The 15,500-nt window shown below is 42.1% G+C and carries 16 protein-coding genes and 1 riboswitch; of the genes, 14 read left to right on the top strand and 2 right to left on the bottom strand.

Annotation, left to right across the window (positions count from 1 at the left end; genetic code table 11):
- Positions 1 to 102: 102 nt before the first annotated feature.
- Positions 103 to 894 (bottom strand): hypothetical protein, encoded by a 792-nt coding sequence (locus MNQ98_RS10825; RefSeq protein WP_241933172.1) that lies wholly within the window; start codon positions 892 to 894, stop codon positions 103 to 105.
- Between the two features lie 756 nt (positions 895 to 1,650).
- On the opposite strand from MNQ98_RS10825, the gene MNQ98_RS10830 reads away from it, so the two are divergent.
- Together MNQ98_RS10830 and MNQ98_RS10835 are read left to right on the top strand one after the other, a co-directional pair.
- Positions 1,651 to 2,085 carry a hypothetical protein gene (locus tag MNQ98_RS10830; protein WP_241933173.1) on the top strand — a complete coding sequence of 145 codons (435 nt, stop codon included), beginning with the start codon at positions 1,651 to 1,653 and terminating at the stop codon, positions 2,083 to 2,085.
- A 200-nt stretch (positions 2,086 to 2,285) separates the two neighbouring features.
- Entirely contained in the window at positions 2,286 to 3,200 is a 915-nt protein-coding gene (locus MNQ98_RS10835; RefSeq protein ID WP_241933174.1) for a 3'-5' exonuclease, read from the top strand.
- Between the two features lie 297 nt (positions 3,201 to 3,497).
- On the opposite strand, the gene MNQ98_RS10840 is transcribed toward MNQ98_RS10835, so the two are convergent.
- Complete coding sequence (locus tag MNQ98_RS10840; RefSeq protein WP_241933175.1) at positions 3,498 to 4,061, bottom strand: hypothetical protein; 564 nt, start codon at positions 4,059 to 4,061, stop codon at positions 3,498 to 3,500.
- Positions 4,062 to 4,756: 695 nt separating this feature from the next.
- Positions 4,757 to 4,939: riboswitch (FMN riboswitch) on the top strand.
- 334 nt (positions 4,940 to 5,273) lie between these two features.
- Between MNQ98_RS10840 and ribD the strand changes: the two genes are divergently transcribed.
- From ribD to MNQ98_RS10900, 12 genes are all read left to right on the top strand, one after another.
- Positions 5,274 to 6,386, top strand: coding sequence for a bifunctional diaminohydroxyphosphoribosylaminopyrimidine deaminase/5-amino-6-(5-phosphoribosylamino)uracil reductase RibD (gene ribD / locus MNQ98_RS10845; RefSeq protein ID WP_241933176.1), 1,113 nt, complete (start codon positions 5,274 to 5,276; stop codon positions 6,384 to 6,386).
- Positions 6,387 to 6,429: 43 nt separating this feature from the next.
- Positions 6,430 to 7,095 (top strand): riboflavin synthase, encoded by a 666-nt coding sequence (gene ribE, locus MNQ98_RS10850; RefSeq protein ID WP_241933177.1) that lies wholly within the window; start codon positions 6,430 to 6,432, stop codon positions 7,093 to 7,095.
- Positions 7,096 to 7,138: 43 nt separating this feature from the next.
- Positions 7,139 to 8,380 (top strand): bifunctional 3,4-dihydroxy-2-butanone-4-phosphate synthase/GTP cyclohydrolase II, encoded by a 1,242-nt coding sequence (locus MNQ98_RS10855; protein ID WP_241933178.1) that lies wholly within the window; start codon positions 7,139 to 7,141, stop codon positions 8,378 to 8,380.
- Positions 8,381 to 8,425: 45 nt separating this feature from the next.
- Positions 8,426 to 8,893, top strand: coding sequence for a 6,7-dimethyl-8-ribityllumazine synthase (ribH, locus tag MNQ98_RS10860; RefSeq protein WP_241933179.1), 468 nt, complete (start codon positions 8,426 to 8,428; stop codon positions 8,891 to 8,893).
- 66 nt (positions 8,894 to 8,959) lie between these two features.
- Positions 8,960 to 9,754 (top strand): segregation and condensation protein A, encoded by a 795-nt coding sequence (locus MNQ98_RS10865; RefSeq protein ID WP_241933180.1) that lies wholly within the window; start codon positions 8,960 to 8,962, stop codon positions 9,752 to 9,754.
- The gene (gene scpB, locus MNQ98_RS10870) at positions 9,723 to 10,325 is read left to right on the top strand and encodes an SMC-Scp complex subunit ScpB (RefSeq protein ID WP_241933896.1); all 603 of its coding nucleotides are present in this window, start codon (positions 9,723 to 9,725) and stop codon (positions 10,323 to 10,325) included. The genes MNQ98_RS10865 and scpB overlap by 32 nt, the downstream gene beginning before the upstream one ends.
- Positions 10,326 to 10,514: 189 nt before the next feature.
- The gene (locus MNQ98_RS10875) at positions 10,515 to 11,204 is read left to right on the top strand and encodes a DUF2953 domain-containing protein (protein ID WP_241933181.1); all 690 of its coding nucleotides are present in this window, start codon (positions 10,515 to 10,517) and stop codon (positions 11,202 to 11,204) included.
- A 58-nt stretch (positions 11,205 to 11,262) separates the two neighbouring features.
- On the top strand, positions 11,263 to 12,192 hold the full coding sequence (locus MNQ98_RS10880) for a hypothetical protein (RefSeq protein WP_241933182.1): 930 nt from the start codon (positions 11,263 to 11,265) through the stop codon (positions 12,190 to 12,192).
- Positions 12,193 to 12,374: 182 nt separating this feature from the next.
- Positions 12,375 to 12,824 carry a GerW family sporulation protein gene (gene ytfJ, locus MNQ98_RS10885; protein WP_241933183.1) on the top strand — a complete coding sequence of 150 codons (450 nt, stop codon included), beginning with the start codon at positions 12,375 to 12,377 and terminating at the stop codon, positions 12,822 to 12,824.
- A gap of 160 nt (positions 12,825 to 12,984) precedes the next feature.
- Positions 12,985 to 14,181: a D-alanyl-D-alanine carboxypeptidase family protein gene (locus MNQ98_RS10890; protein WP_241933184.1), complete on the top strand. Its 1,197-nt coding sequence runs from the start codon at positions 12,985 to 12,987 to the stop codon at positions 14,179 to 14,181.
- A gap of 58 nt (positions 14,182 to 14,239) precedes the next feature.
- Positions 14,240 to 14,878, top strand: a complete 639-nt coding sequence (locus MNQ98_RS10895; protein WP_241933185.1) for a nucleoside recognition domain-containing protein — start codon at positions 14,240 to 14,242, stop codon at positions 14,876 to 14,878.
- A gap of 6 nt (positions 14,879 to 14,884) precedes the next feature.
- Positions 14,885 to 15,418 (top strand): spore maturation protein, encoded by a 534-nt coding sequence (locus MNQ98_RS10900; protein ID WP_277883739.1) that lies wholly within the window; start codon positions 14,885 to 14,887, stop codon positions 15,416 to 15,418.
- Positions 15,419 to 15,500: the final 82 nt, after the last annotated feature.

Genomic DNA, 15,500 nt, shown 5'->3' on the forward strand with positions numbered 1-15,500 from the left:
AAAAAGAGTATACACACCTAAGTCTTTGACTTTGTAAATTGATGATAAAAGATGCATTTGATTAAAAAAATACCTCTCAAACACGAAAGGTATTTTTATGAATTAATATATAGTTTTCAAGTTGGTAGCGCGTTGCTTAAGATCGCTCAAAGATATTGCAATTTGACTGTCTATAGATTCCATCTCTTGTGAGATATCCGTTGAATTCATAAGTCCGAATATATTACCTTCTAAAATTAACGAGTTAGAAGAAATTATTTTTGCACTGTTGGTCTTAAGATAATTTATTTTAGAATCTATATTTTCCTTTTGACTCTTCATTGCTTCAAGCAATCCAGTACTATTACTATCTTTTTTATCTAATGCTTCAACATTAATGATGTGTGTATTGAGGTCTGAGCTTAAAGTTTCAAGAGCTGAGATAGCTTCTTTTACATCTTCATATTCTTGCATCAGTATTACTGGATTGTTGGCTTTTGAGACTAAACTTTCGAGTTCAGGTGCTTGAGTAACTAGTATGTAATCTACAGTTTTCAGTATGGTAAACTTGCTATTTAGTTCACTTGATTTCATTTTGGCATACTCGCTGAGACTTGGGACTTCTTTTTCAATTACAACTAGTTCATCCAGTCCATCAGATAACTCTGAGATGGAATTATATGAATCTGCAGAAAATAGCTTGTTTTCTTTAACTTTCTCAAGATAATTATTTGCTTTTTCATCATTTGCTTTGTTAAGTTTCTCATATAGTTCATTAAAGGCTTGGTAGTTTCTTGAGTTAAAAGCTTCGTCTGCTGAATTGCTTATTTCCTCAGTATTTACAGAACAAGCAGTTAAAAACACTACCATTAAAACTACGAATAAAAAAGCAAGTAGCGGTTTTCTTTCTTTCATTATGAACCCCCGAGTTGTTATATTTTGTAATTAGATATCGTCAACAAAATGATATCATATTTACAAGGGTGAGTATATAGAATCAGAAATAATAATGAATGAGTAGGTATAAAGTCATGTTATCCATAAGATTATATGAAATAATTCATTGAAGAGAGGAGTGTAAAGAATTGAACGGTGCGCAATAACATAAAGATCATCTCTGAAGAGATGTTCTTTGATGAGTTGAAGCTAAGAGGAGAAGAAGTCCTGAAGCAACGAACTATCAGGACTTAATGAAACCTGCCTTTTATTAACTCAAAAACAACTACTAAAACCATATTAAAGTCTAAAGTTAAAGAATTCTCTATTGAAATAAATGCTTTTGTAGAATTGATAAGAGTTTACTATTTCTAAAACTTCTTGGGTTTGCATGTATAAATCTTCATATGACATTACAACATGCTCAAAAAGATTTTCAGTTGAATCTAACTTCGATATGGATGCTTGATTTAATAAATTTGCATACATATTAAACTTCTCCATCCTGGAAACCAAGGTATGCATTTCAGCAATTAATCTGTAATCCCTTCTTGGATCAAATATTTCTGACTGTAAAATGGTCCATATTAAACTGGTGTGAACTGGATTTGCATATACTTGGTTATGATTGAGGAAAGGGTCCCAAAATTAACAAATAAATATATGCAAAATATAAATTTACGTGGAATAATCTTTGTATACTACATTGTGTCTTTTATTAAAAGGAGGCTATAAATGAATAATAAGCTTTTTAAGATGGTAGATGAGCGAATTCCAATGATAGGCAATTTATCAGAAGAAGAGAGAAGGGCTTATACTGCGGGCCTTAAACTTCTAGGAATTACAACATGTGAAAATTTCTTTGATTTACCTGAATTATCAATCGACGAAAAATATAATACTGAAAGTTTGTTTTATGAAATTCCGTACTTCTCATCTGAACAGTTATGGACACAAAATAATCAACGAACAATAGTTGTTGTATATAAGATTGATAATAAATCATCATGGTGTCCATTGCGGATTGATTTTAAATTCAATAACAAAGAAAAAGAAACAGACTATTGGTTATATGTTTATGATCAATCAGGAGAAAGAACGGTTAAATGGGAGTTTGTAGCCCACGAAGGTAAGAGTTTTACGAACAATTCCAGACTATCAGACCATTAAACTATCAGAATTAATTGGATATAAACATAAGGATATTTAAATAAAAACTCCATTTCATAAAGAAGTGGAAATTTGATTTAATATAAAATACATAATAATAGGCTATGATCTAGTAAAACCTCAATGTACAATAAACTAAAGTACATACTGGAGGGAGGCAGTCTTTATGAAAAAACTTAAAATCTTTGGAATGGCTTTCTTTGGAATTGCAGCATGCCGACAGAAAGCCACTGTCGTATAGTAAACTCCAGCAGATTTATCCAACAGACATTGAAAAAGGTATTAAGCATATAGATTTCATTTATAATTTTAGCAAGATGCCAACAGAGTTCGTTGTGGTTGATATTGAAACTACTGGCTTGGATAGTACCTATGACAGGATAATTGAAATAGCCACGTTAAAGTATAAAGACGGAAAAATCATCGAAGAGTTTAATCAACTGATTAATCCTGAAATGCCAATACCGGATTCTGCAACAAGGGTAAATGGAATCACTAATAATATGGTAAACACCAAGTCTAACATTTTTGAAGTTATTGATATAATTTTTAGTATGATCAATGGTGAATTAGTGGTTGGATATAATGTGAAATTTGATATTGGCTTTATCGACAAAGCGCTTGCCAGAGATGGAAGATGCATTGAAAATATTAAAGTAGTAGATGTTTTAGATTTAGTTAAAGGTACATTTTCATCTGAAACTAATGATTATAAATTGGCGACCATGAAAGAATACTTTGGTATTGTAGATGAATCGCATAGAGCATTATCTGACTGCAGAACAACCTTAGAGGTTATGAAAAGATGCATAGCCGCCAAGGATAGCAAAAGATTAGAAACAGTATCTAAATTCAATGAATATGAAAAGGCCTATATTTCGATCCTTGAGCAAAGACTTCATGAAATTGGCTTAACACTAAATACATATTCGATTCATGGTTATTTCCACGGTATGCATTCAAGAATGATTAATCAGATCAACGTTGGTGTAGATAGTCTTTTTACAGAAGAGAAGGTTGGTTTTGGCGGTCTCATTCCTGAAGAAATGTTGCTTGATGAATTGAGATTGAGAAAAGAAGAAGTCCTGAAGCAGCGGGTCTTTAGGACTTGGTGAAACTACCTTTCATAAAGATTGTCGAATACATAGAAATCCTGCGATTACCCGAGAAATAAACATGACCCACTTTGTAAGTGGGCCATCAAGCTTTTTTATGATTTTTGTGTATTTGTAAGTATTGCCATTGCAATCAGAATATCAACTGATAATTGATAATTATCTAAGTAGAGTTCGGACTAAAGATGGTTCGCTATGTGAAACACTAGCGGTGTTCACCTACGACAACAAAAATTATGAATTGAGTATAGAACAACGAACAAACAAATAAAACATGAGTTTGATTAAAGCCCATTTTTAGACATTCCAATCCTCAAAGTCACCTGCTCTAAAATAATTTCCAAATGTATCTCGATTAGGGAAACCGTCTGGATGAGCTGGAAATACAGGCATTTTATGCCTACAACGATGACACCATGTATGTGTAGATTCATGATAAATATAATGCGAACCTTTATTGTAACAAGCGGGACATTTGTAGTGTAGTTTGTAAAGTTGTTTACCACCTTTGATTTTAGTACCAGTATAAATTAAGCTTAATTGCTCATCTTTCTCTTTATAAACGTTGTCCAGTATTCCACTATTCTCAGTATAGCTTTTGATAAGATCCTCTTTTATATCGTTATTGACTTCTTTTTGGGTTGCATTTGGTTCTACTGAGTCAACCACATTAAAAAATGATTTGTAGGCTTCACCTATTTGATCATATGTCTTAGTCATTTCTAGTATATCTGAGTTAACTCCAAAAAGATTAAAGACATTTTGGATAATCATTAACTTGCTAATGTTATCAGAATCAGAAAGCTCGATTTCAGCCTTTTTACCATTTCCATTGTCTATAGAGATTTTAACATTTAACACAAACTCACCTCTTCAATAGATTATCTTATATGAGATGAGATACCCAAACAAGTTTAAATGAATGGGATATATAGGAAAATAAAAATGCTTGGAGACGGATGGTTTCCTTTTGACAAAGAATCAATCGCACAGTGTCATAGTTGTTACAATGGGGTTAGTAATCGTTGTAAGTATTGTAATGAATTAGTTGACAGGATAGGTTGAGCGTCAGTTTGAAAAATCATTAGAAGCTCGTGGTAGAGATAATGAGAAGTCTAATGAGCAAGTTTGATAGATTTGAATCGCCGTATCCAAGAGTAGAACTAACTGGAAGAAAAAAACATATGAGTTGCTTAATAACCCACCTTTTCATGTAATTAGAATCGGCAAATTGATTAGGGTTAGTAAAGAGGTTTTCATCAATTGGCTTGAAGGAAAATAAATACATAAGAACGAGCATGCGTATTTACGCTTGCTTTTTTTGTTTTTGAGTGATAATTTAATAAGCATTAAGATAGTTGACTGAGGGAAAAGTAATTCCTTCCTTTTAGTAAATCGGTAGGAAATCATGCATAACTACGGATAACTAAAGGAAATAAGAGTCATATATCTTATCGTAATCTTATTCTGGAATCCCTTAATGTATCAACGTATAAGGAACGTTAGAGCACTAAAGACAACATTGGGGACCAGCACAACAAAATAGGTTTTTAAGTTAGATCCTTCGGGGCAGGGTGAAATTCCCTACCGGCGGTGATGGACGTGGTGAAGAAGCGTAGAGCCTATGTAAAAGCTTATCACTGCGGACTTAGTCCGTGACCCGGATATACGTAAGTATATGCGGTGGACCTGGTGTAAATCCGGGACCGACAGTATAGTCTGGATGGGAGAAGGAGAGAAGGCGAATTATCGCTTATTTTTGCGGTATAGTCTGATAGGAACAGTAATAATTGATATGTGCAGGTTTTCACAAAGTATGTGCAACCAATGGTATTGCCTTTTGAGCAGTACAGTTGATGCTCTTCTTTGGTTATAACCAGCATGTCTTGTTTATTTCTGTCCATACTATACATTTATTCTCCCAATTAAATCAAAGCCCTGTTTGGATTATATGATCCGGACAGGGCTTTTTTGTGCAGAACGGACAACATCCCGAACAGGAATGTTGAACCCGGTTCGACCTGACTGCTTGTCAGTGCGAAACTTCGATGTGAGGGGAGGCGAATATTGTTGATGGATATGATGAATGATGAATTTTATATGTCACTGGCACTGGAAATGGCAGAGCGGGCTCAAGGACAGACGGGTATCAATCCGGTAGTTGGGTGTGTCATTGTGAAAGATGGCAAGCTTATCGGGATGGGTACTCATCTGGAAAGAGGTGCTCCTCATGCCGAAGTGTATGCACTCCAAATGGCGGGAGCCAAAGCTTCTGGTAGTACGGTTTACGTAACACTAGAGCCATGCAGTCATTTCGGTAAGACGCCTCCATGCAGTGAAAGGTTGATCGCGGAAGGTGTCAAGCGGGTCGTTATTGCGAGTAAAGATCCCAACCCTCTTGTTGCAGGCAAGGGAATTGAAATCCTGCAAGGTGCTGGAATCCAGGTAGATACAGGGATTCTGAGCGAGCGTTCCCGCAAGCTGAACGCGCCGTTTATGAAGTATATAACGACAGGCAGGCCCTATGTCACGCTGAAAACGGCAAGCACATTGGATGGCAAAATCGCTTCCAAAACCGGTGATAGCAAATGGATATCTAATGAAGGAGCCAGAGATAGGGTTCATACTCTCCGGCATCGGCATCAAGCGATTATGGTCGGTGTATCTACCGTCATAACAGATGATCCGGAGCTTACGACTCGTTTGCCGGTTGAGGGACTGAATCCGACTCGAATTGTGGTGGACTCCAAGCTGAGAATTCCGCTCAGGAGCAAAATGCTTCATGACGGGGCAGCTCCAACACTAATTTTAACAACAGGGCAGGGGGATCCAAAGAAACGGGAGGCACTCCAAGAAATAGGAGTTGAAGTGATTTCCTGCGGCGAAGGTCCCCGGGTAGACTTAACGCTTGCAATGGACCTATTAGGTCAGAAGGAGATCGGCTCTATCCTGCTGGAGGGTGGCGGCACTCTGAACGGATCCATGCTTGAAGAAAGGCTTGTGGATAAGGTGGTCCTTTTTATGGCTCCAAAGATTGTCGGCGGCTTGGGTGCCCCATCAAACTTCATGTTTAGTGGGGTGGAGCAGATGAGCGATGCCATCACATTGAACGATGTTGAATTCGAACAACTGGGTGATAATTTGTGCATCACTGGAACACCGGTCTGGTCCGAATCCGTAAATTGAGCTGATACAAAAAAACGGACACAATCCAGAAAGGAGGAGGCTTATGTTCACAGGACTTGTGGAAGAGATCGGTGAAATGCGCCAGATCGGTCGCAAAGGCGAAGCTATGGTGCTTAGCATATCGGCATTACGTATAATGGATGATTTAAAGCTTGGCGACAGTGTCGCGGTCAACGGGGTATGTTTAACCGCAACAACGATCGGTAAGAGCATGTTTACGGTGGACGTTATGCCGGAAACATACCGTAGCACCAATCTCAAGGAGCTTCAAGGAGGAAGCAAGGTGAATCTGGAGCGGGCAATGGCTGCTGGAGCCAGATTCGGAGGCCATATCGTCCAGGGTCATGTTGACGGCACTGGGATGATCCGGAGCGTTCATTCCGATCAAAATGCGGTTGTCTATGAGATTGCTCCTTCGAACTTGGATCTGTTTAAGTACATCTTACCTAAAGGCTCGGTCACTCTGGACGGAATCAGCCTGACGGTCGTTAAAGTTAATGATTCTACCTTCACTGTTTCGATTATTCCTCATACGCTTGCCGAAACGGTGTTGGCATACAAAAAAGCTGGCGATACGGTGAATATAGAAAACGACATCTTAGGCAAATATGTTGACCATCTGCTTCATTACGGCTCTCAAGGGGCTGCCAGCAAAACATCAAGCAGTGGAATCAGTCATGATTACCTGTCAGAGCATGGTTTTGCTTAGTTAAGCCTTACTACATCTCCATGAAAATGAAGGAGGAACAGCAATGGATGACCGATTTGAATTCAGTGCGATAGAAGAAGCGATATACGATTTAATGAGAGGTAAAGTCGTTATTGTTGTAGATGACGAGGACCGGGAGAATGAAGGGGATTTTATCGCACTCGCAGATAAAGCAACACCGGAAGTGATCAATTTTATGATCACGGAAGGCCGGGGGTTAGTGTGTTTGCCCATCACCCAAGCAAGGGCTCAGGAACTCGACCTGAAACCGATGGTATCACAAAATACCGATTATCACGGAACGGCGTTTACCGTCTCCATTGACCATAAAGATACGACCACAGGCATTTCCGCCTTCGAGCGTTCATTAACTGTTCGTGGCATTATGGACCCTAACGCGGTGCCATCCGATTTTCGAAGACCAGGTCATATGTTTCCTCTCGTTGCGAAGGATGGTGGCGTACTACGCCGTGCAGGTCATACGGAGGCTGCGGTTGATCTGGCCCGCTTATGCGGCTCTTATCCTGCAGGTGTCATCTGCGAGATTATTAAGGAAGACGGTACCATGGCCCGTCTGCCGGATCTTGCCCAGATCGCACAGAAAAATGATCTGAAGCTGATCAGCATTAAAGATCTGATTCACTATCGCAATGAAAAGGATAAGCTAGTCAACCGAGAGGTTTCCGTGCGAATGCCAACCGATTTCGGAGAATTTCAGGCCATCGCCTACACGAATGAGGTTGACAGCAAAGAGCATATGGCACTTGTAAAAGGCGATATTAACGGGGATACTCCGGTTCTCGTGCGCGTACACTCCGAATGTTTGACCGGAGATGTATTTCATTCCCACCGCTGTGACTGCGGTCCACAGTTTGAGGCAGCTTTACGGCAGATTAATGAAGCAGGTGAAGGTGTTTTGCTGTACATGCGGCAGGAAGGTCGGGGAATCGGACTTATTAACAAGCTGAAGGCGTATAAGCTCCAGGAAGAGGGGCTGGATACGGTGGATGCCAATCTGAAGCTGGGCTTTCCGGCTGACCTGCGCGATTACGGAATCGGAGCGCAAATTCTGAAGGATCTCGGAATTCGCCAAATCCGGCTACTGACGAATAATCCACGGAAGATTAAAGGGCTTGAAGGCTACGGACTTGAAGTTGTGGAGCGTGTTCCCATCCAAATGCCAGAGAATGAGGATAATACCGGTTATTTGCACACTAAGAAGGCCAAGCTGGGCCACATGCTGAAGTTTGATGATATTGAACAGAACGAACAAAGCAGCAATTAACGAACTACTAAACCAATAAACCAATCCGAAAGGTTGATGACAAGTATGACACATTATTTTGAGGGCAATCTCGTATCCGAAGGGTTAAAGTATGGCATTGTTGTAGGACGATTTAATGAATTTATTACCAGCAAACTGCTGGGAGGAGCGTTAGACGCGTTGAAACGCCACGGTGTTCAAGAAAATGAGGTGGATGTAGCGTGGGTTCCCGGGGCATTTGAAATCCCTCTGATTGCTCAAAAAATGGCGGAAAGCGGTAAATATGACGCGGTCATAACGCTTGGTACAGTGATCCGTGGATCGACTACACATTACGATTATGTGTGTAATGAGGTTGCGAAAGGTGTATCTGCCATCAATCTCAAGACTGGCGTGCCAACCATCTTCGGCGTAGTAACTACGGAGAATATTGAACAGGCGATTGAACGCGCAGGAACCAAGGCTGGAAACAAGGGTTGGGATTCTGCTATGGCTGCGATTGAGATGGCAAACTTGACGAAACAGTTAAAATAGTGCTTATTTAATGTAGTGCCCTTTTTTTCGGGCACTGCATTTTATTTTTCGGCGGGAGGATTCACCGTGACCGTAGTATTGTACAAGCTGGAGACGTTTGAAGGACCGCTGGATCTGTTGCTTCATCTCATAGATAAAGCGGAAATTGACATCCAGGATATTCCCGTCAGTGAGATTACCGAACAGTACATGGCTTATCTACAGAGCATGCAGGAGCTGGAGCTTGAGATTACCAGTGAGTTTTTGGTAATGGCTGCCACACTGCTTTCAATTAAGAGTAAACTTTTGCTTCCAAAACCTCCGGTTATTGAAATGGACGAGTTTGATTTTTTTGAAGAAGACGATGTGGATCCGAGGGCGGAGCTTATACAGAGACTGATCGAATACCGGAAGTATAAAGGAATCGCACAGCATCTTCATGAACGTGAATGGGAGCGAAGCCTGATCTATTCTAAAGAACCGGAAGATCTATCCCCTTTTATGCCTGTGATTGAGGAAAATCCTGTACAGGGTTTACATACCTCAGACCTCATTGCCGCCTTTCAAAAGGCGCTCAGCAAAGCGGTCAAGCGTACGTCGTATGCACGTATTCAAAGGGATGAAATATCGGTTAAAGATCGGATAAGACAGGTGGTACAGACTCTGGAAAGTGTTGGCCCGGGAGGAAGAGTGCTGTTCTCCAGGCTGCTGCACGAAGAGATGGTAAGGCATGAGATTGTTGTTACTTTTTTGGCGATTCTGGAGTTAATGAAAATGAAACAAATATGGTGCTTTCAAGAGAAGTTGTTTGATGACATCGTAATGGAGTGGAGAGGGGAAGTAAGGTTTGATGGATTTTCCGAAGCTGAAATCGATTATTGAGGGACTGCTGTTTTTATCCGGCGAGGAGGGTTTGTCGGTCAAACAAATGGCAGAAATTACTGAGCAGCCGACTGACATGATCACCGATGCGCTGAACGAGATGAAAAAGAGCTGCGAACAGGAGCATAGAGGTATTCAAATCATCCAAATAGCGGGAAGTTATAAGCTGGCTACATTGCCGGATCATGCCCCTTATTTCGAAAGGCTCGCTTATTCTCCTTCACGCTCTTCCCTATCGCAGGCAGCGCTAGAGACATTGTCCATCGTCGCTTATAGGCAGCCGATCACCCGTGTCGAGATCGAGGAAATACGTGGTGTGAAAGCCGAGCGGGCGATTCATACGCTGACCAATAAGGGGTTGATCGAGGAAGTAGGCCGGGCGGAAGCGATCGGAAGACCGATTCTCTACGGAACGACGAAGTCGTTTTTGGACTATTTTGGACTGGCTAATATTAGGGATTTGCCGGAGCCTTCGCAATTCGAAGCTGATGTGGACAGTCTAGAGGAAGAGACTCAGATGCTGTTTGATAAACTGGACGGTAAGCAGCTTACCATTGATGATGTAAATTGAAATCTTGACAATTATAGGCCTGGGGCTTTCTTATCCCGGGTTTTTTGCTTATATTTCTTGAAGAAACGCCGTCGCCCTTTGAAAAGGACGCCGAAGTCGTTTCTACTTGTTTCTGTTCATTTCGAATCATTTTACGGATGTTTTGCCATACTAAGCCAAGAGTGTTTAACAATGTTTGGGGGTTACAGTGTGGGGATATGGCTTATTCTACTAATACTGGTGCTGCTTATATTGGTTGCTCTGCTTATCCTCGTCATGGCGTCCACCGTTACGATTCGAGTGCACCTTATACTTCGAAGTAAAGAATACAGGATGATTGTCAGAATTCGGATGCTATACGGATTGGTGAATGCGCGGATTGAAGTGCCTTTTATGCTAAGTAATAATGGCATTGAGTACACAGTCAAATATTTCTCTAATCAATCCGAAGGGACCAGCCAAGATTTTATTGAAGACTCAAATTTTCAGAAGCTTCGATTCAATGACTACCGGCATTTGTTTCAGGCGACTGACGGTTTTAAAGCTTGGTTTCTAAACACGATGTCCAATGTGAGGTTATCGGAGATCAGCTGGTCTACCTCTCTTGCCCTTGATAATGCGGCCGAAACTGCAGTAGCTGCGGGTACTGTATGGGGAGTGAAACATACGATCTTGGGCTGGTTATCTTTTCATCTTAGGATGAAAAGTACACCTCAGCTGCATGTATTACCTGAGTTTAACGGACCGCCACAATTGTCGACCGATTTCAGCTGTGTAGCCCGCATTTCCTGTGGTAGAGCCATCAGTGCCGGACTGAAACTTGTCATTCGAGTATTGAAAGTCAAAGGCGGAATGAAGATTTGGCAGAACACCTTATTTAAGGCTGACCGGACAACGTGATATGTAAAGACTTCAAGAAGGAGATGTCTCAAAAGGCCACCGGAGGATTTATCCTTGGGTGGCTTCCTACTGGGATCCCCGCATGGAAATGTCGCAGAACGGTGAAGTTGTAAGAACGGAAAGTAGAACGATGCTTCCGCCCGAAGGTGAGGAATTAGTGTACGAAGATATCTATAAGCTAACGGATGAGCAGCTACGTAACGCTGATTTCAGTTTTAAATACCTGGAAGAAACGAAACAGATTAATGAGACATGGAGTTTACAGTTTGAAGTGGACGGGAAAAAGGCCGGAGAAACATTGTACAGTAAAGCTCTGCAGTCCGATAAGAGGTTGCAGGAGCAGACCGGCATGACACTCAGTGAAATCAATATTACACCTTTGAGTATCGAGATTCCGTTCCAGAGAGACGATAAAGGTTCAGAAACATTTGAGCGGGTACGTTTTAACAATGTTGAATTAAGGGCAGGAGAACAGATTCTTTCGGGCAACACCTCGCTTAAAATGGTAAACGGAGAATACAGTGCAACTGATGGGCTGTTTGCCTTTGATTCACCGGAATGGTTTAAAGACTGGTCCAACGTTCCGATGACGCTCATTCTTTCTGGAGCAGAAGTGACAAAGCGAAATATGTCGGATAACTGGATACCACTCCCGAATCCAGGTGTTGATAAACAGGAAGCTACGGTTCAAATGAAAGAAGGGTTCGACATTGTTTACACTTATTACTGGCATGGAGAAGATTTGGTTGTAGAATCGGAATCTCCGTCGCCTTTATTTAAAGGAACAAATCAATCCACATTGAAGATAGCTGGCTCAGATTCACTATTGTGGCCAGAGATGAATCCGTCTGGACCGAATCCGATCGGTAAAAAAATAGAGGTTTACCGGAATATCCCTAAAAACAGTGATATCCAGATCAATCCGGGCGTCTATACGTACAAGGATGAAGCACGGGATATTGAAGTACAGATAGCAGGTGAAAAGTAACCAGGTAACAGCCAAAAAGGTTCTCAAACTAAAGGCGCCCCTAAAAAGTAGGGCGTCTTTTGTGTTATTACATTTTTTGACCAAACGGCAATAAAAACTCATACATATTACATTGATCATCCGAGCAAACTGTTAAAAGTGCAGGGAAGTTCTTATTTTACACCAGCAGAGGAGGAGTCATCATGTCAAATCACCCTATACAAGGGTTAATGCAAACAGCAATGGAAAATATTAAAGCCATGGTTGATGTCAACACCATCGTTGGCGATCCTGTTAATACACCAGATGGAACTGTAATCCTTCCGATTAGTAAAGTGGCATTCGGTTTTGCAGCAGGCGGTAGTGACTACAATACGCAAAATGGCAGCAGCGGCCATACGGGCGGAGACAAGCAGCAACAGAGCTCACTCCCTTTCGGCGGTGGTAGTGGTGGTGGTGTTTCCATTCGACCTATCGCATTTCTCGTTGTTGGCAAGGAAGGCGTTCATATCGTTCCATTGGATAACCAGACGCATCTGTTTGAACGTATGATTGATGCGACCCCTTATCTTCTCGAGCAAATTCAATCGATGTTTCAGAGTGGATCCAATAGTTCTAGTTCTTCCCAAAACGCAGCGCAGACTTCGAACTAATCTGTACGCAGATCCCTTCCGATTAGGCCGGAAGGGATCTTTGTTGTTCTTTCACGACCGAACTTATGGTATAAACGGGATCGGATTCGGCAGATGGACATACCCCCAGCAAATTCTGCATATACTTGTACAAGATTTCTGATCACCGGAGGATAAATTTATGAATCGATATAACCTTTTTTCAGTCAGGTCAATGTTCCTATGGGTAACATCTTTGGTTCTTCTGTTTAGTACGGCGATATCAGTGTATGCGGCACCTCAGAGTGAGGAGCCCGTTCCGCCATCAAACCATGCACAGGCCGCTGCATTGATCGACGTCACGTCAGGGAGGATACTGTACAGCAAGAAGGGAGACGAACGTCTTAGAATTGCTAGTTTGACCAAAATCATGACGGCAATTGTAGCTATTGAGCGGGGAAATTTAAAAGATCCGGTCAAGGTAACCAAGAATTCGTTTGCCAAGGAAGGCTCATCTTTGTTTTTGAAACTTGGAGAGGAAATGTCACTGGAAAATCTACTCTACGGTTTGATGCTGCGCTCTGGAAATGATGCGGCTTCGGCTATCGCAGAGCATGTTGGAGGATCCGAAGAAGGTTTTGTGCTTATGATGAATGAGAAAGCAACTGCGCTTGGACTCAGCAACTCTCATTTTATGAATCCTCATGGGCTTGATCACGACGAGCACTATTCATCTGCCAATGATTTAGCCAAGTTAACCGCTTATGCATTGAAAAATCCGAAATTCCGTGAAATTGTAAAAACACCCGTAAAGCGGGCGCCAAATCCGAATGAGAAATGGGATTACAAGTGGGACAATAAAAATAAAATGCTCCGTTTTTACGAAGGGGCGGATGGCGTAAAGACGGGATATACGAAAAAGGCTTTTCGCTGCCTGGTCAGCTCGGCCACTCGTAACGGCCAGCAGATTGCGGCAGTGACACTGAATGACGGTAACGATTGGAATGATCATTCCAAGATGCTGGATTACGGTTTTGCCCAATATCCTATAACGCAGTTAACTGTTAAAGGGCAGAAGCTTCAGGGGTATTCCCTTGTAACGGGGACTGGCTTTTCATACGCCCTTGCAAAGGGCGAAGAGGAACGAATAATCAAAAAGCTTGTGCTGGATAAACGAAGCAACCCTGATTTGAGCTTTGGGCTTCGGGGATTTGTAGAGTTTACATTGGATGGAAATATGATTGGCCGGGTGCCTGTATTTGTGGAAGGAAGCAGACTACCTGAGGAGTACATCACCAATCAGAGGGAAAAGACGGCTCTGGCACGCGACAATAGTAAAGGTTCACTGTGGCAGACGGCGGGTCAAATTCTGAGATTGATGTTTAGAGGAGCTAACTAGCAGTTTCGAGCTTCAGGGAGAGGAGCTTGGGAGCAGGAAAGAAACGGGGGAGAGAGAAATGATCAATGTGATATGGATGGGTATGATCCTCATCGGATTTATTTTCGCCGCGGTCAACGGAAATATCGATAGTGTCACAAAAGCCGCTTTTGATGGAGCTCAGACGGGTGTGACGGTCTCGTTTGGATTGATCAGTGTTCTTGTCTTCTGGCTCGGGATGATGCGGCTGGCTGAAGACTCTGGCATGCTGGCCAAGGTGGCTAAGCTCATGGGTCCACTCGTTCGCTTTTTATTTCCCGACGTACCTAAGAATCACCCCGCAATGGGGTACATATTGTCTAATATGAGCGCTAATCTGTTCGGTCTTGGCAACGCAGCCACACCTATGGGAATTAAGGCTATGCAGGAACTTCAAAAGCTGAACCCGGATAAAGATACGGCGACTCCAGCGATGTGCACCTTGCTGGCGCTAAACACGGCAAGCATTACAATTATTCCGACAACATTGATTGCCATAAGGATGAACTATCAATCTGCCAATCCCGCGGAGATTGTAGGTACCACACTACTTGCTACGGCGGTAGCAACCTTGGCGGCCATTGCTGCCGACCGTTGGTTTAGAGCACTCACGATCCGGCGAACAAAGCCGCCCGGTGCCGGAAATGGTCTCAGTGCAAATGTTAGCGGGAAAGGGTGAGGACAGGTGCTGGCGTGGATCAATTCAATATCCGCATGGGCAATCCCGGTCATTATCGCGTTTATCCCGTTATACGCCTATACGAAAAAGGTACCGGTATACGAATCATTCGTTGATGGAGCTAAGGACGGTTTCTCAACCGCAATATCGATCATTCCGCATCTGGTTGGCATGATGGTTGCCATTAGCGTTTTCCGCTCCTCTGGAGCTTTGGAATTTATGGTTGGTTGGACAGCCCCCTTTTTGCAGTGGCTCGGTGTTCCCAGTGAAATACTACCTTTAGGCATTTTGCGTCCGCTTACAGGCACAGGATCCTTGGCCTATACGACAGAGCTGATTCGGGCATATGGCCCCGACTCCATGATTGGCAGGATTGCTTCCACAATCCAGGGAAGTACGGATACAACCCTGTATGTGTTGACCGTGTATTTTGGAGCGGTAGGTATCCGTAATGGGCGTTATGCTCTAAAGGTTGGATTATTTTCAGATGTGGTCGGATTTATAGCTGCTATCGCTGTTTGCCTGTTTGTCTTCGGATAAACGGGCTTTTTAAAATTTAAGAAAGTATAAATTTCTTTCGCGAAACGTAAGCTTTGCCGTTAAAAACGGCGAAGCCGTTTAC

This window comes from Paenibacillus sp. N3/727, assembly GCF_022637315.1.
Classification (GTDB): domain Bacteria; phylum Bacillota; class Bacilli; order Paenibacillales; family Paenibacillaceae; genus Paenibacillus_AQ; species Paenibacillus_AQ uliginis.